This window comes from Pseudoalteromonas sp. SWN166 (assembly GCF_015864485.1).
Classification (GTDB): Bacteria; Pseudomonadota; Gammaproteobacteria; order Enterobacterales; family Alteromonadaceae; genus Pseudoalteromonas.
The window spans coordinates 26,387-51,398 of record NZ_JADYXB010000027.1 but is presented as its reverse complement, the minus strand read 5'-3'; the positions used below and the strand labels follow the sequence as shown (position 1 = coordinate 51,398).

The following is a 25,012-nucleotide window of genomic DNA, read 5'->3' as shown; positions in this document are numbered from 1 at the left end:
AATGCCAATCCATAACTGGAATCTGACATTGTCGCAATTGGCCATCCACTTCGAAGGTAGGTTAGATGGTGTGCTAGATATTTAGCAATTTAGGCTGACACAGAATTCTGAACGCCCTCGTGTCTAGCTTTGAAGATAAATAGTTTTTCGTTGACTTAAATTTTTAAGGGCTTTAGCTTGAGCCTAAATGGTTTTCTATCATTCATACAAGTTAAGAATTATAAAGCTGTTCGCCATGAGATCAAATAGCTTTTCATACTTTTCAAACTCAACATGAACTGTAGGCTCTCCATTGAAAGATGTTATTAGTTGCCCCTGAATTTGAATCTGTTTGTTATTATAATAGATAGTGTATACCAGTACTTCCATCCCGACAGTACTTCTTACCCTAGAATTTTCTAATTTGTAGTGCATCCAAAATCCGGGCAAGCCCTCTAGCGTTAACCTGCCACTATTAATATAATTCCCACCATTAGGTATGATACTTTGAATATATTTTGGCTCTAAGATTTCTGTTATATCTTCCTCTGTTATTTTTTCACCTGATTCTATTAGCAACTCTTTAATTAAAATTAGGAAATTTGCAGGACCTTGTCCATTTTCACTAACAAACTTTTGTACAATATTCGGTCTCTCTGCTTCTTTAGCGATCCAAGTTATGGGGTGCTCAATAGAAAAGGCGACTCCTTTTGCTTTTCCTAGACCATCTGATAAATACTTCTGCTTATGGCCATCAATAAATTCTAGTCCTGGATTGCTTTCATAAGCGGGTTTGAAAAGCAGTAATGTCTGTATAATTGGTGATTCTATTTCTCCTTTTGCCCTTTTACGGACCAGCTCTACAAACTCACGAGCTTGGGCTAATGAAACTTGCTCCATATTGAATAAGTTTGCAATTTGACTGGGTAGTTGCTGCTTAATTTTACTCCATTCATTTTTTGCATGTTTATCCATGAATAAATCCATATTGCTTATAGATGTACTAAAATTTGATGCAAATTCTTTTTCAACTATTTCAGCAGACATTGATAATGATGGATATCTTTGGGAAATTTCACTTAAAGAGTGACTTTGAGCAATATAAAAGCCATAAGCCCGTCCAATATCTTTAGCTGTGGCATTTGAAAATTTAATCTCTGCAAATGACTTTAATGGAAATATAAATAAAGAAATGAGGGTTAGCATTACTCTAATTTGGTTGTTCATAATTACATCCTTGTGATTTATTAACCTAAGTTTGATGGGAGTCCATATACTGATGCTGGTTACCTCCTCTATTCTAATAATTTATATTAAAATCAGAGCTATAAGGATTAGCAGGATGATTTATCTATTTTTATCTCCATTATAAACTCGTTATTTGAGTCAATAATTTTTTCTATCAAGCCAACATCAGAGTAACCTTTGAATAGATTATCTTTATCTGCTAAACCAGAGCAAAAAGGAGGTGTTACTTCATTTATCAGAAGCTCTTTGAATTCACCTATAGATACTTGTAATTCACTTTTATCAAATTTCAATTTTATATTTTCAACAATAAATAAATTATCATTTATTTTTTTTAATTCTCGACTGAGAAGCGTCGTATTTTCATCGACCTGAATAGGGTATGTAAAGTTTTCATTGTTAATTACGAACTCATTTAAAAAACTTTCTAATACCATTGTTTTATTATTAGTAGCTAAGCTTCCAACAGAATTGTTTCCAATAACTCCAAAAACTATCTTAACCACTATTATAGTTAATATAGAGAGGAATAATGTCTTAAGTATTTTCATGAATTTTCCATTTCTTTTACTGTAGTGTGGCGTATAAAAAACATAATTATGCACCCAATAATATTTCCACCAACTATTAAGTTGAGAACTGCTAGCACAGTAATATGCCCAACTTTGCGCTTAGAGATAGCCCAGTGTGCCCAATACATAAACCCAATAACGGCACTGAGAGCAACAATTACAGCAGCGATACCGGCTTCACTATCAGAACTTAACTTTAAAATTGCTCCTGATATTAAAATAGTTATTATCCACATAAACCATAAATATATTTTTCTCCAAATACCTAGTGTTGTAAAACTGTACCCTAAGTTTAATTCCTTGCTATTGTTCATAATATCTATTCCTTTTATTTAATAATGTAGATCTGCTTAGCTGTTTGGCAATACATCTAAAATGAGAAGCATGTGGATGCTTAATTTAATATGATTGGTAAATGTAGAGGTAGAGGTAGAGGTATGTTCGTAGCTTTAAGCAATAAAACTATGTATTGCTTGTTTACTATCCTTGTACATTTCTATCCCAGTAGCTCTATTAAATCTTACTTAATTAGGTTAAGCAATACTAAAAGATCACTATTACTTTCTCAATTAAGTCTTAGCTAAAAGAAAAAAAGATCGTTGCTAAATCTTTGCTATTTTATTGATAAAAACTGCCTGCCTAATAGCATATACTCTGGGTCCAATGCATTTGGGTTATAAGATGAGCTTTTGATTACCTCATAAATTTCAATATCTTTAATATCTTGTTTAAAAGGGTTCTTTAGCTTGAGTGGCTCTTTTTCATTAAAAAAGTCAAACTTTTCATAAGCTGTAATAAAATGTTTATTTTCAAGATACTCATTACAACCCAATGCTAATTTTGAAGCTTCTAAGAGTAGATGTTTAAGAGCTCTATTCTCCCCTCGACATGCAGAAAATAAAGCCATTGTAGTATGCCTACTTTCAAGCTTAGGCGGCTCATCAAATGGCATTTGCTTCGCTAGGCCCATTAAATATTGGCGAAAGTACTTAATCTCGTTCTTTAAGCTAAAGTATTCAAGTTTTCTTTTTCTAACTAAGCGAGAAGCCCATTGTGGTTCTTCAGCTATTTTTGCAGCCCAAGGCATACCAACCAGTACTATTGGCACTTTTGCCTCTTCACTTATAAACTTTAACCCGTTTGCGATTTGTTGCCGTTCTTGTACGCTTTTAAACTCTATTAACTCCTGAAACTCATTAATAATTAGAAGCTCTACTTGAGCTTTAATTAAGCTTTCTACAAGCTTTTTAGTAAGGTCTGTTTTGTAGCCTCGCTTTTTAATTTGGCTACTTCCAAATAGCTCCAGATCTGCCAGCATTTGGATTAAAGTTGCATCTAAGCCTTTTCCCCTAGAGATACGGCTTATTAAGACTGGCATAGTGCTTCGGCTATAATTCTGTGTAGCTAGAACTCTTTTTTTGTAGTGATTAATGGTATGGCTTTTTCCAACTCCTGTATCACCAATTAATAGCATACACTGCTGGTCTGACTGATATTTACGATTAAACCTTAGCTCATCAAAATCATTAAAAATTGTTTTTATTTGAGGGTGCATAACAATGCAATCGCTAAAGTTTCGCAACTGTTCGATCTGCATCTCTGTAAAGGCATTCATTCAAACGCCTCTAAATCATCATCCCAATCATCGAAGGCATCGTTACTAATATTTTTTTGCACAGGGGCTGCACTTTCTTCAGAGACCTTAATAGTCCCCTTTCCTGTATTACTTACATCAGCTATTTGAGCCTGCTTTTTAACGGCTGTTATCTTAACTTTAGTTTTTGATGCAATAAAAGCTTCTTGCTCTTGTTTTACTCGCTCATGAATTGCCATACGAGCTTTAGCCAAGCCCAAACTATTTTTAGATTCTCTTATAGTTTCTCTGTTAATTTTTTTTATTATTTTATGCTCATAAATACTTAACCCATCCGTATAGTTGGTAGGGTCTGTACATGGTACTTCTAGGTAACTTTCCAGCTCTTCTAAGTAAACATAAATTTTTGAAATGTCATCAGGGTCGACTTTAAACAGTTTTTTTTCAGTTTCTTTTGTTTGCGGATAATGTTTACGATAATCAGCTAAAGCAGTCGAGTCATACATTAACCCTTTAAATTTTATACCGTTTCTATTTAACGCTCTTGAGTCTGAGATACGCATTAGCATAGTAAAACGCGCCTCATCCTCTTCATTCATAGCTAAAGGAGGATAAACAGCATACCCTTGTTGCCACTGCTTAATTGGGATACGCGTTTCACGTGAGTTACTATCTTGATGGTATACATCCACAATCCAACGGTGAAATTCTTCTACAAACGTTGAAAAACGCATGATTGCATCTTTCTCAGGTTTGTATTCTTCTTTTTCTAATATGTTTGAAAATGTTTTACCTGGAACTTCCGCTAAGAAATATTGGTTCATCACTCCAAAAAAACGCTCTATAAATGGTTTGAGCCAAGGCTTGCGTACAGGGTTATATTGAATATTTATTCCTGCTGACTGACAAGCATACTCTAAGTTTTTAGACCAAAATTCAGCACCATTATCTACTACTAAATTTTCAATTTTACCAAAGCAAGGCCAATCATTTTGTAGTTGTATATTCAGAGCATCAAGTGACTTTGGCTTAATCGCATGAGCAATAGCCTTAGCTGCAGATACATACGAAGGAGATTTATAACTAAGATGAAAACCAAGAACACAGCCACTAAATACATCAATAAGTAATGTTAGGTAAGGTCTTCCTATAGGGATAAGTAACTCATCATCAAGTAGAATTAAATCAAGTGGGGTATGATCAATCTCCACACGCTCTAATATTCTTGTAGGAGGTATATGTGCAGCACAGTAAGCAAACCATTGTTCTGCTTTAAATTTGCCATGTCTTGCCACCGCGACAGCATATGGGGGTATTGCTTTAATTCTTTTGTTAAACGCAGTGTAAGATATAATTGGAATTTTGCCTTCGACAATACTCTCATTTTCAATAATAATAAGATCTTGGTAATATCGATAAGCGGTAGCGACTGTAGGCCTTTTAGCATCTAAAAAACGATCTAATGCTTTATCAAAAAAAATCTCATCGCCTTCTACACGCCTGATTCGGTTACCCATTCTATGGTTCTTAACCACAAGAGAAGCTAGGTCTCTATTACTTTCAAGAAACTTTTTACGCCAGCGAGCAATAGTGCGCCAATTTGGCCGAGCTTGCTCATCTTCTTTAAAAATCTCATCTAAAATAGGATCTAAATTTCGCTGGGTCCACCCAGCTGACAGCTTTTTATCTATAGAGATAATTAGTTTATACCTTTGTAGCGCTTCGTTTTTTAAAGTATTTGAAAAGGTATCCAAATCACGCTTGATTAAGTTAGCGTCATCTAATTTGACATATCGTGTAGGTGTTTGCGGTTTAAGTGGCGCTAATGATTCATCAAATTCATCGAAAAAATCTGTCACGGTGTAACCCACAATGTTGGGTTATTACTTAGATCATCATCCTCTAAATCTGCTTTCAACAAACCTTTATGAAGCAATGAATATAAAAAAGACCGCGCTTCACCAATTGACAAATTAAATTGAGATTTTACATCAACTAAGTTTATTGCTCCTGATTTATTAATAAAATTAAGCATTTCACTCTGAATATTTTTAATACCGTAAACACCCGAGTATCGATGCAATAGCTTAAAGTTATTCAAAGCAAGTCCTTTTGTAATCTGGTTTTCAGTTACTAAAATCAACTGAACGCCCATTTTTAGACAAGCGGCTCTTTTTGCAGAGAACCTTTCTCTAAATAAAGGCTCAGCTGTTTCTGTTTCATACTTATACTCATGATATTTTACACGTTTATCTTTGTATACGACTACCGTGTCAGGGGTATAAGGCAAGCTTTTACCCATGAACTCATACTTAAAACCCTCTGGTTGACTACCATAGCTTTCGATTAAATCGTTATATTCATTATGAAAACAAGCATTAAACTCTAATGTACTTTCACACATAATTACATTGCCAACTTTAGTACTAGCAAATTTGAATACATTTTTATTAGGGGAAGGTTTTCTTAAGTTACGTATATACATGCGCTAAACCAGTGTTTTTATTATCATCGTATACATAATATACAAATAAAAATGATTATGTCACACTATGCTTAAATAAAAATATAAGTGAATGATAGTAAACAATTTATTTATTTTTTGCGTTTTCTTAAATAAGCTTTATGTCAAAGTATGGTTTAATTATGTCATGGTATGGTTGTATTATGTCAAAGTATGGTTTCAGCGACATAAGTTCTAGGGATATAATGCTAATTTTTTTGATGCTTAAACCATTGCCGCCTTTACATAAACATCAAAACGGTTCTTTTTGGTTTTAATTTGCATACTTGGGGTTTTATCGTTTAAGAATGGAGCGTAATCCGGGCGTTTTACAACGACACGCTTACTGGCAAGTGGATAGGCAAAATCAAGTAAGTCGTCAGCGTCGTTGTCTGCACCAACAAGTTCTTGAAACACACGCATTTCTTTTTTAACTAATGCTGATTTTTCGCGGTGCGGAAACATGGGATCTAAATAAACAACATCAGGCATGCTTTCGCATTGCTCAAGTAAGGTATGGCTTGAGCCAAATATGAGGCTCATGTTTTCTTTCATCCACAAACCAATTTCAATATCGCTATAGGCTCGCTTTAAACCATCGTATAAAAGGGCTGCAACAACCGGGTGACGTTCATGTAATATGACTTTGCATCCAAGAGATGCAAGTACAAAACCATCTCGCCCTAAACCAGCCGTAGCATCTAATACAACAGGCGTTGCACCTTTATTTAAGCCCACTGCTTTAGCTATGGCTTGGCCTTTACCACCACCAAATTTACGCCTGTGGGCTGCAGCACCTGTTACAAAATCAACGTTAATAGCACCTAGTTTAGGCTCGTCGGTTTTAAACAGGCTTAATCCTTTATCATCGTAATGTAAGCTAAAGCCACTGCAATTTTGTGCCCATTGGGCTAAACCAAAGCGTGTTTCTAATTCATTTAAATAAGGGCGACACTCTTTAAAAGCACACTGAATAACCACAATAAACTCCGACGATAAAATACGCCTGTAGTATATCAACCGCTTTACTTTAAAGCACTAAAATAGCTCTATATCACTATGATGATTAGTATTAACCTTAGTTGCTTCTGCTTTACTACGTAAATTAGATATAAGCTCATTGCGGCTTTCGGCAACTTGTTTAAGCTGATATTTGATAAACGCCAAATCACTATTAGCCGATACAAACAACTGCATGGTTTGATCTAATTGAGATATATATAAAGTGAGATCCGCAGAATTTGCTTGTGTTTGTTGTAGCTTAATAGCGCAGTCAAGTTCATGTAGCTGCTCTATAAACACTTTAGTACTTTTGTTTTGCTCTACATTTTGAGTAGTTAACTGCTTAACAATATCTTGAAGGGCTGTACTTATTTGAGCTGCCTGCTCATAACTGCTTTCGCTTCTTTCCATTGTCACAACCTTTTCGTTGGTCGCTTCTAATATATGCGGAAACAGATCTTTGTAGCGCCCATATAAAACATCGTTATCAACGGGCATATTTTTTATCAAAAGGGACACTTTGGGATAATTAATAATAGTGCTGCTACCAATATCAACAAATCGTTTGGCATGTCTATGTTGCTCAAGCAACTCTTGCTCTAATGGGCAAACACCACTTTGTTGGCTATAAAATATACCTTTGCTTTGATACCAAAACACAACCACAACATCTAAATTTAATGGAGCAAAAAATGCTAAAAAATATTCACTTAACGATTGAAAGTTATTAGCGTGATAACTTTGCCCAACGTAGCGCATTATGCGTCCCATATCGCCCGACTCTGTCATTGCTATTTCCGCTGTTTTATTCGCTGTTACTATATCCAGTTTTAGCTTTACACATTTTTGCCTGTACTCATATAGCACTTTTATACGCGCTATTAGCTCTTCTGTATTAAAGGGTTTAGTGATGTAATCGGATGCGCCAACACTGTAACCTTTTACACGATCGCTAAGCTCAACTTTTGAAGAAAGAAACATGACGGGAATATCTTGGGTGTTTTCATTCTGTTTTATTGTTTTACATACCTCATAGCCTGACATACCTGGCATTTCAATATCGAGTAAAATAATATCTGGGTTGTATTTATTGGTTAGCCTTAATCCCTCATCGTCATCTTTTGCATGAATAATTTTACAAAACCCTGCTAAAGACTCTTCAATTATATGATGAACATATTTGTCGTCATCAATTGCCAATACCAACTTTGCCATGCCTTAGTCCATTTTAATAGGTGTGTTAAAAGCATAGTACGGCAGGATAAAATTACTAAAAATTATTAGCTAATAATTTTAAAATAATAAAAAAGCGCCATTGAGGCGCTTTAATTTGGTTTGTGCTGAACATTTTGTTTTTAAACAGCAATACCACTGTGACGCAGTAATGCATCAACATTAGGCTCTCGCCCACGGAATTTTTTAAATAACTCCATTGGCTCTTCGCTACCGCCTTTCTCTAAAATGTTTTGCATAAAGGCTTGCCCTGTTTCGGCGTTAAAAATACCTTCTTCTTCAAATTTAGAAAATGCATCAGCAGAGAGTACTTCAGCCCATTTATACGAGTAGTAACCTGCGCTATAGCCGCCTGCAAAAATATGGCTAAAACCATTTTGAAAACGGTTAAACTCTGGCGGTTTAACGATTGATGTACGGCTACGTACGTCATCAAGTACTGCTTGAATTTGACAAGGTTCATTTGCTACATAGTCATTATGTATTTTAAAGTCGAATAGCGAAAACTCAATTTGACGCAGCATTTGTACGCCTGAATTGTAATTTTTAGCGGCAAGTAACTTATCAAGTAACTCTTTAGGTAATGGCTCACCCGTTTCATAATGGCCCGAAATAAAGCTCAGGGCTTCTTCGTCATAACACCAGTTTTCTAAAAACTGACTGGGAAGCTCTACCGCATCCCACGCTACACCATTAATGCCTGCCACTGGCGCGGCATCAACTTGTGTAAGCATGTGGTGAATACCATGACCAAACTCATGAAATAACGTAGTTACTTCATCATGAGTAAACAGCGCAGGTTTGTCGCCAACTGCTTTATTAAAGTTACACACGAGATAAGCCACTGGAGTTTGTAGCTCGCCGTTAGCACGTACTTTACGACCCATACAGTCGTCCATCCACGCACCACCGCGTTTGTGGTCGCGTGCATATAAATCAAGATAAAATCGACCACGTAACGTACCACTGCTATCTACAATTTCAAAAAATCGTACATCTTTGTGATAAGTATCAAAATCGGTAACTTCTTTTACGCTAATACCAAATAAGCGATTAACGGTTTCGAATAAGCCGCTAAGTACTTTATTTGCTGGAAAGTAAGGACGTAGTACTTCGTCTGAAATTGCATACTTTTCTTGCTTAAGCTTTTCGCTGTAGTAACCAAAATCCCACGCTTCTAATTCAGAAATACCGTGTTTTTGCTCAGCATAGGCTTTTAGCTCTGCGACTTCTTGCTCAGCTTGTGGTTTTGATTTAGCTGCTAGGTCTTCTAAAAATGAGAATACTTGTTCTGGTGTTTCGGCCATTTTAGTCGCTAGTGACTTTTCAGCGTAGCTGTTAAACCCAAGTAACTGTGCAAGTTCGTGACGAAGCGCTAGCTCCTCGCTCATAATGTCTGAGTTATCAAACTCACCGGCGTTAGGGCCTTGATCTGATGCGCGCGTAGAAAACGCAGTGTAGGTTTCTCTGCGTAGTTCGCGGTTATCTGCGTAAGCCATTATTGGTAAATACGACGGGAAATCGAGTGTAAATAACCAGCCATCTAATTCTTTACTTTTTGCTGTGTCGGCTGCAAGTGCAAGAGCTGATTCTGGCAAACCTGCTAAATCGCTTTCATCAGTAATGTGTTTGTGCCACGCTAAAGTCGCATCCATTACATTGTTGCCAAATTTTGAGGCAAGCTCTGATAAACGTGCACTAATTTCGCCGTAGCGCTTTTGCTGCTCCGGCGCTAGTGCTATGCCCGATAATTTAAAATCACGCAGTGCATTAGTAATAGTTTTTTGCTGTGCTGTAGTCAGCGTTTTAAATTCGTCGCTGTTATAAAGCGTATTATACGCGTTGTATAAACCTTGGTGCTGACCTACAAATGTCGAATATTCAGATATTAACGGTAAGCACTGCTCATAAGCCTCGCGTAATTCGTCGTTATTCATTACTGAGTTTAAATGCGATACAGGGGAGAACATGCGCGATAATTTATCGTCGGCTTCTTCAAGGGGTAATACTAAGTCATCCCACGTGTACGAACCTTTTGCTAGCACGTCATCAATGGCTTTACGACAAAGCTCAATACCGTCTTTTAGTGCTGGTACTACGTACTCAGGCTTTATTTTTGAAAATGGTGGTAAGCCTTCAAGGCCAATTAGTGGGTTGCTCATAAATACTCTCTTTGCGTTAATGCATTACGTTTAAGTTGGGTCTAAAAGTAAAAAAACAACTCAGTCGCTTTTAAGTTATGTGATTTTAATAGGGTTGCTCCAGAGCAAAACACAAATAACCCATTAATGAGTCAGCCACTTTATAACGATCTAACACCGTATCAACTAAGTTATTGCTGCATACTTGTTTTTGAGTAAGTGGGCTCATGGCTATAAAGTCTTTTCGCTTGAGCTCATTTATTAATGGGTGCTCTTTTTCAAACCCTCTTGGCGGTCGCTTTAGTGATTCTCCTGACATTTCGAATATAGATTTAAACTGCTCATCATAAATTGCTTTTTTATAGCTATTTGGGTTTTCATCTATGCAGGTTCTAATTGCGTTAAGCGCCTTTGATTCTGGTCGCCAAATACCCGCACCTACAAAGCATTCGTCATTTGCTAAGTGAAAGTAAAACCCCGGGGCGTGTACGTCTTTACCCATAAAATGGCGAAATTGAATCCCTACATTAGTTTTATATGGGGTTTTATCTTTACTAAAACGCGCGTCTTTATGGATTCTCATTAAGCTACCGCCCACTTTTTTATCTGATGCGACAAAATGGCTAGAAACCTCAGCAAGTGGTGCTTGCATTTGCCTAATGAAATCTAAAGAGGGCTCTCTTACGTATTCCTCATACTGTGATTTATGGTCGTTAAACCAGTCTCTATTATTGTTTTGATCAAGCTGAGCAAGAAATTTGAATGTTTTTTTACTAAACATAGGTCACCTAAACACTCTTTATTTTTAAAACTTAATGTTATGCTAATGCGCATAAAACTCAACGCCTAAGGACATAAAATGACACAACACTTTGATTATATTGCAATCGGTGGTGGCAGTGGTGGTATTGCCTCTGCAAATAGAGCGGCAATGCGTGGCGCTAAAGTAGCACTTATAGAAGCAAAACACATGGGTGGCACATGTGTAAACGTAGGCTGCGTACCTAAAAAAGTAATGTGGCACGGTGCTCAGGTTGCCGAAGCAATTAATTTATATGCCCCAGATTACGGCTTTAATGTTGAAGTTAAAGGCTTTGACTGGAGCAAATTAGTAGAAAGCCGTGAAGCCTATATAGGCCGAATTCATAAAGGTTACGACAGTGGCCTGGCTAGCAATGGCGTTACTGTAATTAAAGGCTTTGCTAAATTTGTAGATAACAAAACAGTTGAAGTAAACGGCGAGCACTACACAGCCGACCATATATTAATTGCAGTAGGTGGGCGCCCAAGCATTCCGCATATTGAAGGTGCTGAACACGGTATCGATTCAAATGGCTTTTTTGAATTAAAAGAGCAACCTAAACGCGTTGCAGTAATCGGCGCAGGCTACATTGCAGTTGAACTTGCGGGTGTATTACATGGTTTAGGTACTGAGACACATTTATTTGTACGTAAGCATGCCCCACTTCGTAGTTTTGACCCATATATAGTAGATACGCTTGTTGAAGTAATGGCTGCCGAAGGCCCTACTTTACATACTCACTCTGTACCAAATAAATTGGTTAAAGAAGATGACGGCTCTGTAACACTGCATTTAGATAACGGCAAAACTCATAACGTTGACCAAGTAATTTGGGCCATTGGCCGCGAACCAACAACTAATGCTATTAACGTTGCAGCAGCAGGCGTAGAAGTAAACAGCAGTGGTTTTGTAAAAGTTGATGAGTTTCAAAATACCACAGCTAAAAATGTATACGCGGTTGGCGATATCATCGAAAATGGTATTGAACTTACACCGGTAGCAGTAAAAGCAGGGCGTACTTTATCTGAGCGCTTATTTAATAAAGAGCTACCAGATGATTTAAAAATGGATTACAGCTTAGTTCCTACCGTTGTATTTAGTCACCCACCGATTGGGACTATTGGTTTAACTGAGCAAGAAGCTATTTCTCAGTACGGCGAAGAAAACGTTAAAATTTACCAATCTGGTTTTACGGCTATGTACACAGCGGTAACTAAACATCGCCAACCTTGTAAAATGAAACTTGTATGTGCCGGCCCAGATGAAAAAGTAGTTGGCCTACATGGTATTGGTTTTGCGGTTGATGAAATGATTCAAGGCTTTGCAGTTGCCATGAAAATGGGCGCTACTAAAGCTGATTTTGATGCCGTTGTTGCTATTCACCCAACAGGCTCGGAAGAATTTGTAACGATGCGCTAGGCGCTAAACTCTAAGTGCTCAATTATAAAAAGCCCTTGCTAAGTAAATAGTAAGGGCTTTTTAATGCTTATTATATTGTTCACAGCCAACGTTACATCTAAAACCTTTATTAAACATTAAATAAATATCTAAGCCATTATTTTAACAGCAAAAATATTAGACAGATAAAAATATTAAAAGTTTAAATTTTGTTTTGGCTTTAAGGCATTTTTACAATTAGAATCTCGCGCATTTATAGTTTCTCTTGGTTATTTATGTTTTTACTACGATCATTTATTTACTTACTGTGTCTAGCGGGTGTTGCCTCTTTGATTCAACTTGAAGGATTTGAGTTACAACAAAACGCACTTTACAGTGAAGAAACGCTCACTGAACATATGCAAGATATTTTAACTTTTTTAAGCTGTATTTTGTTTTTCTATGCTTCACGAATTAACTTTCAACTCAAAATACCGGCGGTATTGCTTTCTGCATTAACGGCCATGATGTTTGTGAGAGAGTTTGATACTTCTCTAGACTTATACCTATTTGATGGTGCTTGGCAAAGTATCGTCTATTCTATTTTGGCTGGCGTGTTTGTTTATTTAATAACAAACAGAGGGAGTATTTTTAACGCTTTAAAAGCCTATAGCCTCACTCCTAGTTATGGAATTTGTTTATCAGGCATGGTTACTTTACTCGCATTTTCGCGAATGATGGGCAAAGGTGCATTTTGGCATTCAGTAATGGGCGATGACTATGTACGCGTAGTGAAAAACATTGTTGAAGAAGGAATAGAAACTCTTGGCTATACTCTAATTTTTATTTCAGCCATTGAGCTTGTTCTCATATGCCGAAAAAGAATGGCTAAAAATCACAAGCATTGTACTGATGAAGCAACTCAATAACGTAGCTCCATTTTTATTGGTTACTTTTTTGCGCTAAGTTTGCTAATTGGTTTAATAAATCAATATACTGAGCCTGTTTTTATCAACTCGCGTTTAATTGGATATTATGACTAAAGATATATTGCTGCATCCGTTTCTTCTTTCAATTGTAATGATCACAATTGCATTTGTACTAAAAGTACTTGTTGATAAGCTCGCTAAAAATCGCGCAGAAAAAAAAGAAAAAGATATTCGTTACATCGCACACAATATTAAGCATTTTATTAATTTTGTAATGATGATATCGCTGCTGTTTGTGTGGTCTACCGAAATTCAAAACTTTGCACTTTCAATTGCTGCCTTTGCTGTGGCGATTGTGCTTGCAACGCGCGAGTTTATTCAGTGTGTTATAGGCTTTTTTTACCTCGTAACAACTCGCCCGTTTAGAGTGGGTGATTGGATACAAGTAGGTGATTACTTTGGTGAAGTAGCTGAAACGGATTGGATAAAAACAACCATGCATGAAATTGATATACATACTTATCAATTTTCTAGAAAAACCATATACATACCAAATAATAAGCTGATTACCAGCTCTATTAAAAACTTAAACTTTGTAAAACGCTTTGTTACACATCATTTTATTATTGTCCGAAGAGAGAGCTTTAACCCGTACCCTATTCACGACACATTAACTGAGCAAGCTAAGCTGTATTGCGAAGAGTTTCAAGAAGTAGCAAGCCGTTATAATTCGATGATTGAGCGTAAACTTGATGCAAAAATATCTGGCCCAGAACCAGTAATTCACTTTGGTACAACCGATTTAGGTGAATTTAAAGCAAGCTTTACCTTGTTTTGCCCAACAGAAAAAGCGCTTGAGATAGAGCACAAATTAACAGAGTGCTTTTTTGCATTATGGTATAAAGAGGCTGAAAAAAATAAAGAGGATGAAGGAGAGGTATAAACCCCACCTTCATTAAAACAAAGAGCGCGAATTCACTTCGCGCTTGAGTAATATTTAAGCTGTACCACCGACTGTTAACCGATCAATTTTAAGGCTTGGTTGGCCTACGCCTACCGGTACGCTTTGACCATCTTTACCACACACACCAACACCTTTATCAAGTGCTAAGTCGTTACCAACCATAGATATTTGCTGCATTACTTCTGGTCCATTACCAATAAGCGTTGCGCCTTTAATTGGTTGGGTAATTTTACCATTTTCGATTAAATACGCTTCTGATGCGCTAAATACAAACTTACCTGAGGTTATATCAACTTGTCCGCCGCCAAAGTTAGGTGCGAATACCCCTTTTTTAACTGAACTTATAATATCGGCTTGACTGTGCTCTCCGCCTAACATGTAGGTGTTAGTCATGCGAGGCATTGGTAAATGCGCATACGACTCACGGCGTGCGTTACCTGTAGGGCTTACACCCATTAAACGCGCGTTTAGCTTATCTTGCATATAGCCTTTTAAAATACCGTTTTCGATGAGTACGTTGTAAGCGGCTGGTGTGCCTTCATCATCCACATTAAGTGACCCACGGCGATCGGCCATGGTGCCATCATCAACAACAGTACACAGCTCAGATGCTACTTTTTGGCCCACTTTACCACTAAACGCAGACGCGCCTTTGCGGTTAAAGTCGCCTTCAAGTCCATGCCCTACTGCTTCGTGTAAAAGCACGCCAGGCCAACCATTACCAAGTACAACTTCCATCGTGCCTGCAGGTGCATCAATAGCTTCAAGATTTACTTTAGCTTGGCGTACAGCTTCTTCAGCAAATTCCATCCAACGTGGTTTACCATCAACAAGCTCTTTAAAATAACCGTAATCTAAACGTGCTCCACCACCTGCGCCACCGCGTTCACGGCGACCATTTTTTTCAAGCAGTACTGAGCAGTTTAAACGAATAAGCGGACGAATATCGGTAGCAAATGTGCCATCACTTGCCGCTATTAATACTTCTTCGTATACCGCCGACATTGAGCTAATTACTTGCTCTGCATCGGGAGCTAATTCACGAATGTAGTTTTCAAGTTCACGTAATAAGCTCACCTTGTCGGTATCGCTCATACTCGAAATTGGTTGATGCGGTGCAAACTGCTCTTTAGCTTTAACATCACTAAATACTTTAATTGCTCTATCTTCGCCAGCATCTGCAATGCTACGAGCCGCTGTAGCCGCTTTATTAAGTGCTTCGAGGTTTATTGCATCAGAGTAAGAAAAACCTGTTTTTTCGCCGCTTACAGCACGTACACCAACGCCACGTTCAACGTTATAAGAGCCTTCTTTAACTAAGCCGTCTTCAAGCACCCATGATTCGTGGTGGCTTGATTGAAAATATAAATCGGCGTAATCCACTTTATGCTGATGTATGTAAGCGAGCGTTTTTTCGAGCTCTTCTCTATTTAACTGGCTGTCGTGTAGTAAATGCTGTTCAACCGAATTCATAATAAATGCTCTCTAAATCGTTGATGAGACTGCACGGGCATATCTCGTCTAATTTTTTGTAACTGGTCTAAATCTGCGTTGCAGCTTATAAAACCGGTGCCTGTTGGCAATTCACTCAGGATACTTCCCCAAGGTGAAATAATAATACTGTGGCCATATGTTTGTCGGCCATTTTCATGTGTACCGTACTGAGCTGCTGCAACTACATAACATTGCGTTTCTATTGCGCGAGCTGCTAATAATGGCTGCCAATGCGCTTGTCCTGTGACGACTGTAAATGCACTTGGTACTAAAATAATATCGGCGCCTTGGCGTACTAGTTCATTGAATAAGCCACTAAAGCGCAGATCATAACATACTGTTAAGCCTATTTTACCAAAGGGAGAATCAACAACAACCACATCGCTACCTGCTTGGGTAAAATCTGACTCTCGATAGCTACCTGTTTGATCATCTACGTTTACATCAAATAAATGTATTTTGTTATACGTTGCAACCAGCTCGCCTTGATTATTATATAAGTGCGATGCTGCATAATATTTATATTCGTTAAATGGCTCAGGCATTGTCCCTGCATTTAACCAAATATTATGGTGTTGGCACAATTCACTAAGTTGTAGTTTGTATCGCTCAACTTGCTTAGCAACACGTAACGTATCGTTACCACTTTTACTAAACACTAAAAAAGCCTCAGGCAAACAAACAAGTAATGGTCTTGTTGCGGGGAGTGTTTTAAGTGCACGCTTTAAGCTTGCTATGTTGTCATCAGGGTTTACTCCTGAACACATTTGCAGGGCAACTATTGTGGGAGTGCTTAGTATTTCAGTTTTGTTCATTGCGTTACTGTTACTTGTGCATCTTTAAGTTTTAAATCGACTGATGCTTGTGGCTGATTTTGCGCAGCTTGAGGAAGCGTAACTTCACGACTTTTTCTGTCGAGTTCTTGAACAATAGGATCGTTCATTTTACCCGTTACTTTAAAGTTGATCTCTGAGATGACGCGCGCAGAATGAATAACTTTATCAATTGCTAAGGCAGCAAGCCCTGTTACTGGGTTTACCATCCATGCAACTATAACCGGAATACTCGAGGTTACCTGCGGCGCTACAGCAAGATCATAATCTATATCAAGCGTGTTTAAATTTGCATAACCTTTAATGGTTAAATCGGCGGGTACGCCGTCCATTTTGGTATCTTTAGTGTAAGCAATGCCATTTTCTAACTGCATAGAGCCTTGCATGCTGTTATAAAAAAAGCCTTTTGAAAATACATCTCTAAAATCAAGTTTGAGCTTGCGTACTAATGAATCAAGGCTCAGTAACGAAAATACGCGTGCTCCGCCATCGCTAACTTCAGTTAAGTGACCTTCACCTAAATCCCAATCAACCTCACCGCTTAAGGTTTTCACATCAAAATTGTAAGGGGCTGCTTGCCAAGTAAGATCATAATTTAGATCGGCTTTTGAATCTTTAATCGCAGAGGTTATATCAAACTCGCCAAAAAGAGCGCCTATATCATCACTTTTAAGCTCGCCACTCAACGTTGTTAAGCCATTTTTCCATTGCCCTTTAGTGCGCAGCACATGATCGCCTTTATCGACCACAAGTTGTGATATTGATAAGCGCTCGCCATCACCCAATAGCGACGCACTCACTTTATCAAGTTGGTAGCGATCTATTTTGCAATCACTACATTCAAACTCAATGGCAGGTATTTTAGTAAGCCAGCTCAAGTCTTCCTCAGGAAGTACATCTGTCATTTCAAGCGCTTGCTCGGCTTTTTTTGCAAAGTTGAGCCTTAGATAATCGGCATTTATTCGTATGGGCTGGCTAGGCTGTGATGTAGGGATAAAAACCCCTGCTCTAAGCTCTTTAGCATTTAACTTTAGGTATAGATCGTCTTTTGATGGCGCTAAACGCATTTCAAAATCATTAAAAATGATGTTACTCGCATCAAGTATACCTATACTTGCAACCACCTCATTAAGCGGTGGCATAATCCCTTTTGATTCTTTATCTGGATTTGCTTTACCTGCTTTAATTATTTGATCAATTAGATCAAACCAAGGCACTAATTCACTCTGTTCAAGGTTTATATTTACGCTTAAGTCTTTTTGGTTTAATCCTAAATCTTGTTTTCCGAGCACAAAGTGAACATTACTAAACTGTGATTTTCCATTTTCTAAAATAGCATTAAAATAAAATTGCTGGTTGGCGTTTGCGGTAATTAAGTTAGATATTTTATCACCTTGAACTACTGCATCTAGCGGCCAAATCTGCTCGCTTGTTTTATTATAAGGCGCGGGTAAGTTACTCGTTAAGCCAAGTAACTCAGAGGTAACTTGGGCGCGGTAATTAAAACCTTGTTCTTCAAAATTAAGTACCAAGCCAATATCAACATCACTCTGGCCGCTTAAATAATTTTTTAATATACCTTGCCCACTATCTATTAGTGTATCGGCGTCAATTTTGGCGTTTATATCTATGTTTGCTTGATAATTTTTTGCATCACTTTTACTGCTGTAATTAATATTTAGCGGCATACCTAACCACTTCGCAGTCGCATTTTTAAGGGTAATATTGTCGTTTTTAAAATTAAGCTCACCAGTTAAGTTTTTAAGCTCAATGCCAGGTGTAGCAATAAATAATGGCAAATCATTTAACTTAACATTACCGCTTACACTCGCTCCGCCTTTAAATTTTGAGCCTACTAAAAGCTCAATACTGGCATCGGCTTCGCCTTTGCCCTGCACAACTTTAAAAATTTCAGCTAGAGGTTTGGCAATAGGGGTGGCTGCAAAAAAGTCATGTAACTTTTCCATTTGTGCTTTTTTATCAATTTGCACAATAAGTTCATCAGCATGCATTAAATCTGCAATGCTTACCTGTACACTATTACCAATATCTAAATTAACCAACTTACCTTGCTGGCTATATATGTCCATACGCTCATTATCAAAATGTAGCTGTACGTCGGCATTGGTGACCAAAGGCCAATCAGGATCAAACTCATAGGTTGCGTTGTCTATTTGCGCTAATACACCAAACTGGCCACTACCACCGGTGAATGGAAAACCAGATAAAGGTCCTGCAAATAAGACTTGTGCTTTAGATACTTCTCCGCCTTTAATTGCGCCATTTAAATAGCTAACGAGCTCAGGGCTCATTGCTTTTAATGGGAAGTAATGACCTGCAATTTTGGCATCTGGGGCGAAGGCTTCAGCGTAAAGATCTAATCGAGGATCATCTGTTAGACTAATTTGTAATTCTGCAGCAAGAGTAATTTCGTTATTATCAAACCAAATATTATCACTACTTATATGCCAGCCGTCGTCTCGCTTAGCTAAATCTAGCTCTACATTTAACTGATTATAATTTATGTCGGTACTAAAGCTTTCGCCTGTGATCAATGTACCATTTTCACCAAATAAATTTATTCGCCCATTACTTTGAGTAAGTAAACCATTCACTCTAAGCCCTTGTGCTGCAGGCACCGAGTTTAGTTCTTGCCAGCCAATATTGTCAGCCTCAAACCATAATTGCCATTGCTGTGCATTAGAGAAATTTAAATAAGCTTGATCTATTTGCCCACTAGGTTGGCGCTCTAAAAATGGTTCAAGTGCATTAAAATTACTTAGCCCTGCTAGGTTACTCAGTAATTCAAAATCAACTTGATGGAGCCACACTTCATTTTTCGCCCCTAGTTGAGCTTCAAACTCTAAACTTGGCCATGCTTTATCGTTACTATTAAATGTTAAACCTGTGCTTTTTAAGTGCCAGCTATTTTGATCTGGGTATAAGTGAAAGCCACCTTCACTCAAACTAACTTGTTGGCTTTGCTCTTCTCGCTGCCAACGCACAAAGCTTGGTAGCCACTGCATTTTTATATCGCTTACAAAACCTTTATCTAGTTTTAGCCACGCTTGTAAATTAATATCGCTATGCAGTTGTTGCTTTTGCGTATTTATATATTGCGCTAACCAGTTAGATACATCGACTTTGTTAGCCTGCACATAAATGTCGCCCGCAACTTGCTCTAGGGTATCGCCAGTGAGTGCTATGCGCGCGTCAAAATCACCGACCGAAATACCCGGCAATGCTAAGCTACCACTGCCAAGATGCTGCTCATCGTCATTTTGCCAAACAATATTTTTAAGGAGTAACTTACGTTCTTTACCGTCTTCTAAAATAAAGTTAATACTAGAGTTTTCTATTGCAAAGTGACCTGTTTCACCTAAAAACAATTCTTCTATTAACTCTTTTTGTTCAAAAGAGACTTCGTCGTTATCAGCGGTTTTAAACAAGTTGGTAATATTTACACTGGTATGAAAACCATTAATAACAAAATAATTGGATTTAAATTGCAGTGCTTTTAAGCTTTCCCATAAGTTTAGCTCTAAGCTAGTTTTGGCAATGGTGAGTGATATTGGCGCAGTTTCGTTATCTTTAAACGATAAATTCTCTAGTACTAATGCAGGGCCACTTCCTTGCCAACTTGCTGATATTTCACCGATAGATAAGCTTATTTGAAACTTTTCGTGTAAATAGCTTTCTATATCCCCTTTGTATTCGTTTGCATACGGGAGGGTATATTTTAAAATTGAAACAATAACGGCCAGTAATACCAAAATTATAGCGCAGGTCTGCCATAACTTTCTAAAACAAAAAAAACAGACCGCTTTTGCTTTCATTACATCATTACCACATCAAACTGTTCTTGGCTGTATAAGCTCTCTGTTTGAATATTGACTTGCTTACCAATAAATAGCTCAAGCTCTGCAAGGTTATGATACTCGTCATTTAGTAAGGCTTCACTTACAGCTGGCGCTGCATATACCATAAACTTATCGGCAGCGTATGCTCGGTTAACACGTACTATTTCACGCAGTATTTCGTAGCACACTGTTTCAACTGTTTTTTGCGATCCACGACCAGAACACGCCGGGCATACATCACATAAAATATGCTCTAAGCTTTCGCGGGTACGCTTACGCGTCATTTCAACAAGTCCAAGTGCTGAAAGCCCGTTAATATTCGTTTTAGTGCGATCTTTAGCAAGTGCTGACTCAAGAGAATGCAATACGCGGCGCTTATGATCCTCACTTACCATATCGATAAAGTCGATAATGATAATACCGCCTAAGTTGCGCAGCCTAAGCTGACGAGCAATTGCAGAGGTTGCCTCTACGTTGGTATTAAAAATGGTTTCTTCTAAGTTACGATGTCCTACAAATGCACCGGTATTAACATCAACAGTCGTCATTGCTTCAGTTTGGTCAATAATTATATAACCGCCCGATTTTAAGGTAACTTTGCGATGTAGTGCTTTTTGAATTTCGTTTTCAACGTCAAACAAATCAAATATAGGTCGCTCACCAGGATAGTACTCAAGTACTTGAGAAAGCTGTGGGACAAACTCTTCTGTAAATAACTTTAGTTCTTCATGAGTAAGTTTAGAGTCAACGCGAATGCGCTCCATGTCTTCACCTACGTAGTCACGTAGGGTTCTAAAGGCAAGCGTTAAATCTTCGTGTAGGATACTGGCTTTACTCGTTTTTCTACGACGTGATGTTATTTTTTCCCATAATTTTCTTAAAAAACCGGCATCGTGTCGTAATTCAGCTTCGCTAGCGCCTTCTGCAGCAGTACGTACAATAAAGCTGCCATTTTCGTCGCCATATTCAGCGACTATTTTTTTAAGGCGTGAGCGCTCTTCTTCAGTTTCAATGCGCTGACTAACCCCGACATGGGTCGCATCTGGCATAAATACTAAATAGCGAGAAGGTATCGTTATATCAGTGGTGAGTCTTGCGCCTTTAGTGCCTAGCGGATCTTTTACCACTTGCACCATAATGTATTGGCCTTGACGAACTAACTCTCTAATGTCTTGTACTTTTTTTATTGGTACGTCGTCTACGCCTTCAACAATAGAGGCGCTATTTACAATATCGGATGCATGTAAAAATGCGGCTTTTTCAAGGCCGATATCAACAAAAGCAGCCTGCATACCCGGAAGTACACGACTTATTTTTCCTAAGTAAATATTGCCTACAATACCTAGATTACCAATTCGCTCTAGCTGTATTTCTTGCAGTACACCGTTTTCTATTAGGGCAACACGGCTTTCGCTCGGTGTGACATTGATCAGTAATTCTGTACTCATGTTACCTTCTTAAGAATGTTTTTAATAATTGTTCGGTTTCATATAAAGGTAAGCCTACAACGGAGAAATAGCTACCCGCAATATGAGTTACAAAGCGACCACCTAAACCTTGGATACCATATCCGCCGGCTTTATCTTGTGGCTCACCTGTCTCCCAGTAGGCATTAATTTCTTCATCTGTTAAGGTTTTAAAAGTAACGTCAGTACTTACAACGCAGCTAATTACATCATTTTGCGTCGCAAATGCTACAGCGGTAAGTACTTGATGTGTGTTACCTGACAGGCGTTTTAATGTATTTGTAAAATCGTTTTTATCGCGTGGTTTACCCAGTGATTCGTTATCGATAACAACCACGGTATCACTACCAAGTACAGGGCGATCAGTATATCCAAGCTCTACACCACTTTGAGCTTTTAAGCGCGCTAAACGCTCAACAAGTGCTCTAGGTTGTTCGTTTGGAAGTACACTTTCATCTGCATCAACACTAAACTGTGTAAATTCGACACCTAATTGACTTAATAACTCTTTACGACGGGGAGAGGCTGATGCCAAATATACTGCGGTAGTCATTACCTGATCCTAAAATGTCTGCGATATTTACGAAGTAATAAAAAGACCCAAAACCAGCTAACCATTCCGGTTGCTACTGGCCATAAGTACTGTGGATTAAAGTAAACACCTAACAAAAAGTGATTTAGCCAAAACTGCATTAAATGATAAAGCGTTAAAAATAAACCAATTAATAAGCTTTGCTGCCAAAGCGAAAAGTTACGAATTTTTTGAAAATTACTCGCAGTTACAAATATACATATTGAAAATGTAAGCGAATTCACACCTAGCGGTGAGCCAGATGCTAAATCTATTAATAAGCCAACAACCCAAGCTGTACCAATATTTAAACGATGAGGTACTGCAAGTGACCAATACATAAGTACAAGTAAAACCCAGTCAGGCCTAAATGGTTCAAACGAAAATGGGAGTGGCATTAATGCCATTATTAACGCAAAAAAGATGCTTAGCGCAATTAACAATGAATAACGATTAATCATCGCTGATTTGCTCCTGTTTATTACGCCATAAAATAACTAGCAAACGAATGCGATCTAATTGCGCAATAGGCTCTGCAAAAACTTGTGCAAATGGACGACCTTCATCACGGTTTATTTCGGTTACTACAGCTACCGGATATCCCTCAGGGAATGTGCCACCTAAACCTGATGTAACAAGTACATCACCAATGCGTACATCTAAGCTGTGAGGTACATGCGAGAGCTTAACTACGTTAATTTTACCTATGCCTTCAACAACGGTTCGTACATCGTTACGAAGTATACGCACAGGTGTAGCATGCGTGGTGTCGGTCATGAGTAATACCCGTGACGTTGTTGAACCAACCTTTGTAAGCTGCCCTACTACACCCATTTCATCAATTACGGCTTGGCTTTCACTAAGCCCGTCAGTGGTACCGCGGTTTATAACAACTTGATGGCTATACGGGTTTGAGTGCACAGAAAGTACCTGAGCAATAATTTTACGATTTGATTGCTTTGCCGATGAGCCTAATAAGGCGCGTAGTTTTTGGTTTTCTCTGGCTAGAAATTGATACTGCTGCAATTGCTCGCTTTGTAGCATTTGCTTTTTTTTCAGCGCTTCGTTTTCGGTAAGAAGTTGATCCCGCGTGTGCAGGCTTTTAGCACTTAAGCTAAATAATTCGTAGGGTAAATTAGCAACATAAATTAGTGGGCTAACTAAGGTATTAAGGCTGGTACGAACAACGGTACCACCTTGCGTATATCTGTCTCCAACTATGAGTACGATACTCAAAAGCACTGCGACAAAAAGTCGCAGTTGCAAAGAGACTGTGCGTCCAAACATTAATTTCATTAATCGTAACTAAAAACGTCACCACCATGAACATCGATCATTTCCAGTGCTTTACCGCCGCCACGTGCAACACACGTAAGTGGATCATCAGCAACAACAACCGGAATACCCGTTTCTTCCATTAATAAGCGGTCTAAATCTTTTAGTAGCGCACCACCGCCAGTAAGTACCATACCGTGCGCAGAAATATCTGATGCCAGCTCTGGTGGTGATTGCTCAAGTGCAACCATTACTGCGCTCACAATACCCATTAACGGCTCTTGTAGAGCTTCTAGGATTTCATGTGAGTTAAGTGTGAATGAACGCGGAACACCTTCTGCAAGATTACGACCGCGTACTTCAATTTCGATTGGCTCATCAGTTTTAAATGCAGAGCCAATTTGATGCTTGATGTTTTCGGCTGTTGCTTCACCAATTAAGCTACCAAAGTTACGGCGTACATAATTAATGATAGCTTCGTCAAACTTATCACCACCAATACGAACTGATGATGAGTAAACAACGCCGTTAAGTGAAATAATAGCAACTTCAGTTGTACCACCACCAATATCAACAACCATAGAACCGGTTGCTTCTGATACGGGTAAGCCTGCACCAATAGCGGCTGCCATTGGCTCTTCAATTAAGTAAACTTCACGAGCTCCAGCACCCATTGCAGATTCACGTATTGCACGTTTTTCTACCTGAGTAGCACCACACGGTACACAAATAAGTACACGCGGACTTGGGCGCATAAAGTTATTGTTGTGCACTTGCTTAATGAAGTGTTGTAACATTTTTTCTGTTACAAAAAAGTCAGCAATAACACCGTCTTTCATTGGACGAATCGCTTTTATATTACCCGGTGTACGACCTAACATAAGCTTTGCTTCTGTACCTACAGACGCAACACTTTTAGGTCCACCAGCACGCTCTTGGCGGATAGCAACAACTGAAGGTTCATTTAATACAATGCCTTCGTCTTTTACATAAATTAGGGTATTGGCTGTACCCAAGTCGATCGATAGATCGTTAGAAAAAATACCACGGAGTTTTTTAAACATGAGGCTGGATGACCTTTGAAATACGTTCTTATATTAGCTGCCTCACTTTAACATGCTCAACTATATGAGCAATATAAAGCGCAGCGCCTTTGTGAATTTGTGAAA

Annotated in this window: 21 protein-coding genes; 3 read left to right on the top strand and 18 right to left on the bottom strand. The window is 38.3% G+C overall.

All coding sequences use genetic code 11. The features are described 5' to 3' along the window. Positions 1-198: 198 nt before the first annotated feature. From I6F49_RS14955 to I6F49_RS14910, 10 genes are all read right to left on the bottom strand, one after another. Positions 199-1,206 carry a hypothetical protein gene (locus I6F49_RS14955; protein ID WP_197181184.1) on the bottom strand — a complete coding sequence of 336 codons (1,008 nt, stop codon included), beginning with the start codon at positions 1,204-1,206 and terminating at the stop codon, positions 199-201. Between the two features lie 107 nt (positions 1,207-1,313). Next, the gene (locus I6F49_RS14950; protein ID WP_197181183.1) at positions 1,314-1,778 is read right to left on the bottom strand and encodes a hypothetical protein; all 465 of its coding nucleotides are present in this window, start codon (positions 1,776-1,778) and stop codon (positions 1,314-1,316) included. Then, a complete protein-coding gene (locus I6F49_RS14945) occupies positions 1,775-2,113 on the bottom strand; it encodes a hypothetical protein (protein ID WP_197181182.1) in 339 nt (112 codons plus the stop codon). Before I6F49_RS14945 ends, I6F49_RS14950 begins: the two co-directional genes overlap by 4 nt. A 299-nt stretch (positions 2,114-2,412) precedes the next feature. Further along, positions 2,413-3,414 (bottom strand): TniB family NTP-binding protein, encoded by a 1,002-nt coding sequence (locus tag I6F49_RS14940; protein ID WP_197181181.1) that lies wholly within the window; start codon positions 3,412-3,414, stop codon positions 2,413-2,415. Further along, a complete protein-coding gene (locus tag I6F49_RS14935) occupies positions 3,411-5,252 on the bottom strand; it encodes a Mu transposase C-terminal domain-containing protein (RefSeq protein ID WP_197181180.1) in 1,842 nt (613 codons plus the stop codon). Before I6F49_RS14935 ends, I6F49_RS14940 begins: the two co-directional genes overlap by 4 nt. Next, on the bottom strand, positions 5,249-5,878 hold the full coding sequence (locus I6F49_RS14930; protein WP_231615111.1) for a TnsA endonuclease N-terminal domain-containing protein: 630 nt from the start codon (positions 5,876-5,878) through the stop codon (positions 5,249-5,251). The genes I6F49_RS14935 and I6F49_RS14930 overlap by 4 nt, the downstream gene beginning before the upstream one ends. Positions 5,879-6,121: 243 nt before the next feature. Continuing rightward, on the bottom strand, positions 6,122-6,877 hold the full coding sequence (locus tag I6F49_RS14925; protein ID WP_197181179.1) for a class I SAM-dependent methyltransferase: 756 nt from the start codon (positions 6,875-6,877) through the stop codon (positions 6,122-6,124). Positions 6,878-6,934: 57 nt separating this feature from the next. After that, positions 6,935-8,113, bottom strand: a complete 1,179-nt coding sequence (locus tag I6F49_RS14920) for a response regulator (RefSeq protein WP_197181178.1) — start codon at positions 8,111-8,113, stop codon at positions 6,935-6,937. A gap of 140 nt (positions 8,114-8,253) precedes the next feature. Further along, positions 8,254-10,293 carry an oligopeptidase A gene (prlC, locus tag I6F49_RS14915; protein WP_197181177.1) on the bottom strand — a complete coding sequence of 680 codons (2,040 nt, stop codon included), beginning with the start codon at positions 10,291-10,293 and terminating at the stop codon, positions 8,254-8,256. Positions 10,294-10,378: 85 nt separating this feature from the next. Beyond that, on the bottom strand, positions 10,379-11,053 hold the full coding sequence (locus I6F49_RS14910; RefSeq protein WP_197181176.1) for a DUF2461 domain-containing protein: 675 nt from the start codon (positions 11,051-11,053) through the stop codon (positions 10,379-10,381). 78 nt (positions 11,054-11,131) lie between these two features. On the opposite strand from I6F49_RS14910, the gene gorA reads away from it, so the two are divergent. The 3 genes from gorA to I6F49_RS14895 all read left to right on the top strand — a co-directional run bounded on the left by gorA (position 11,132) and on the right by I6F49_RS14895 (position 14,323). After that, positions 11,132-12,493: a glutathione-disulfide reductase gene (gene gorA, locus I6F49_RS14905; RefSeq protein ID WP_165741578.1), complete on the top strand. Its 1,362-nt coding sequence runs from the start codon at positions 11,132-11,134 to the stop codon at positions 12,491-12,493. Positions 12,494-12,747: 254 nt separating this feature from the next. Beyond that, a complete protein-coding gene (locus tag I6F49_RS14900) occupies positions 12,748-13,380 on the top strand; it encodes a hypothetical protein (RefSeq protein WP_197181175.1) in 633 nt (210 codons plus the stop codon). A 106-nt stretch (positions 13,381-13,486) separates the two neighbouring features. Beyond that, positions 13,487-14,323, top strand: coding sequence for a mechanosensitive ion channel family protein (locus I6F49_RS14895; RefSeq protein WP_010553762.1), 837 nt, complete (start codon positions 13,487-13,489; stop codon positions 14,321-14,323). A gap of 54 nt (positions 14,324-14,377) precedes the next feature. Here the strand turns inward: I6F49_RS14895 and tldD are convergent, their stop codons facing one another. From tldD to I6F49_RS14855, 8 genes are read right to left on the bottom strand one after another with little or no spacing between them, the layout of a single operon-like run. Beyond that, positions 14,378-15,817, bottom strand: coding sequence for a metalloprotease TldD (gene tldD, locus I6F49_RS14890; protein ID WP_101163214.1), 1,440 nt, complete (start codon positions 15,815-15,817; stop codon positions 14,378-14,380). Continuing rightward, a complete protein-coding gene (locus I6F49_RS14885; protein ID WP_197181174.1) occupies positions 15,814-16,653 on the bottom strand; it encodes a carbon-nitrogen hydrolase family protein in 840 nt (279 codons plus the stop codon). Before I6F49_RS14885 ends, tldD begins: the two co-directional genes overlap by 4 nt. Further along, the gene (locus tag I6F49_RS14880) at positions 16,650-20,507 is read right to left on the bottom strand and encodes a YhdP family protein (protein WP_197181173.1); all 3,858 of its coding nucleotides are present in this window, start codon (positions 20,505-20,507) and stop codon (positions 16,650-16,652) included. Before I6F49_RS14880 ends, I6F49_RS14885 begins: the two co-directional genes overlap by 4 nt. Continuing rightward, positions 20,507-21,979 (bottom strand): ribonuclease G, encoded by a 1,473-nt coding sequence (gene rng, locus I6F49_RS14875; protein ID WP_197181172.1) that lies wholly within the window; start codon positions 21,977-21,979, stop codon positions 20,507-20,509. The genes I6F49_RS14880 and rng overlap by 1 nt, the downstream gene beginning before the upstream one ends. Before the next feature lies 1 nt (position 21,980). After that, the gene (locus I6F49_RS14870; RefSeq protein WP_165728131.1) at positions 21,981-22,550 is read right to left on the bottom strand and encodes a Maf family protein; all 570 of its coding nucleotides are present in this window, start codon (positions 22,548-22,550) and stop codon (positions 21,981-21,983) included. After that, positions 22,550-23,029 carry a rod shape-determining protein MreD gene (mreD, locus tag I6F49_RS14865; protein WP_007586341.1) on the bottom strand — a complete coding sequence of 160 codons (480 nt, stop codon included), beginning with the start codon at positions 23,027-23,029 and terminating at the stop codon, positions 22,550-22,552. The genes I6F49_RS14870 and mreD overlap by 1 nt, the downstream gene beginning before the upstream one ends. Continuing rightward, the gene (gene mreC / locus I6F49_RS14860; protein ID WP_197175766.1) at positions 23,022-23,864 is read right to left on the bottom strand and encodes a rod shape-determining protein MreC; all 843 of its coding nucleotides are present in this window, start codon (positions 23,862-23,864) and stop codon (positions 23,022-23,024) included. Before mreC ends, mreD begins: the two co-directional genes overlap by 8 nt. Then, the gene (locus tag I6F49_RS14855) at positions 23,864-24,907 is read right to left on the bottom strand and encodes a rod shape-determining protein (protein ID WP_007586338.1); all 1,044 of its coding nucleotides are present in this window, start codon (positions 24,905-24,907) and stop codon (positions 23,864-23,866) included. The genes mreC and I6F49_RS14855 overlap by 1 nt, the downstream gene beginning before the upstream one ends. Positions 24,908-25,012 lie beyond the last annotated feature (105 nt).

Coding starts and splice junctions, on each gene's coding strand:
- I6F49_RS14945 (WP_197181182.1), bottom strand. CDS start 2,113: ATGAACAATAGCAAGGAATTAAACTTAGGGTACAGTTTTACAACACTA.
- I6F49_RS14955 (WP_197181184.1), bottom strand. CDS start 1,206: ATGAACAACCAAATTAGAGTAATGCTAACCCTCATTTCTTTATTTATA.
- I6F49_RS14880 (WP_197181173.1), bottom strand. CDS start 20,507: ATGAAAGCAAAAGCGGTCTGTTTTTTTTGTTTTAGAAAGTTATGGCAG.
- rng (WP_197181172.1), bottom strand. CDS start 21,979: ATGAGTACAGAATTACTGATCAATGTCACACCGAGCGAAAGCCGTGTT.
- I6F49_RS14940 (WP_197181181.1), bottom strand. CDS start 3,414: ATGAATGCCTTTACAGAGATGCAGATCGAACAGTTGCGAAACTTTAGC.
- I6F49_RS14950 (WP_197181183.1), bottom strand. CDS start 1,778: ATGAAAATACTTAAGACATTATTCCTCTCTATATTAACTATAATAGTG.
- gorA (WP_165741578.1), top strand. CDS start 11,132: ATGACACAACACTTTGATTATATTGCAATCGGTGGTGGCAGTGGTGGT.
- mreC (WP_197175766.1), bottom strand. CDS start 23,864: ATGAAATTAATGTTTGGACGCACAGTCTCTTTGCAACTGCGACTTTTT.
- I6F49_RS14855 (WP_007586338.1), bottom strand. CDS start 24,907: ATGTTTAAAAAACTCCGTGGTATTTTTTCTAACGATCTATCGATCGAC.
- I6F49_RS14910 (WP_197181176.1), bottom strand. CDS start 11,053: ATGTTTAGTAAAAAAACATTCAAATTTCTTGCTCAGCTTGATCAAAAC.
- tldD (WP_101163214.1), bottom strand. CDS start 15,817: ATGAATTCGGTTGAACAGCATTTACTACACGACAGCCAGTTAAATAGA.
- I6F49_RS14895 (WP_010553762.1), top strand. CDS start 13,487: ATGACTAAAGATATATTGCTGCATCCGTTTCTTCTTTCAATTGTAATG.
- I6F49_RS14920 (WP_197181178.1), bottom strand. CDS start 8,113: ATGGCAAAGTTGGTATTGGCAATTGATGACGACAAATATGTTCATCAT.
- I6F49_RS14885 (WP_197181174.1), bottom strand. CDS start 16,653: ATGAACAAAACTGAAATACTAAGCACTCCCACAATAGTTGCCCTGCAA.
- prlC (WP_197181177.1), bottom strand. CDS start 10,293: ATGAGCAACCCACTAATTGGCCTTGAAGGCTTACCACCATTTTCAAAA.
- mreD (WP_007586341.1), bottom strand. CDS start 23,029: ATGATTAATCGTTATTCATTGTTAATTGCGCTAAGCATCTTTTTTGCG.
- I6F49_RS14870 (WP_165728131.1), bottom strand. CDS start 22,550: ATGACTACCGCAGTATATTTGGCATCAGCCTCTCCCCGTCGTAAAGAG.
- I6F49_RS14900 (WP_197181175.1), top strand. CDS start 12,748: ATGTTTTTACTACGATCATTTATTTACTTACTGTGTCTAGCGGGTGTT.
- I6F49_RS14930 (WP_231615111.1), bottom strand. CDS start 5,878: ATGTATATACGTAACTTAAGAAAACCTTCCCCTAATAAAAATGTATTC.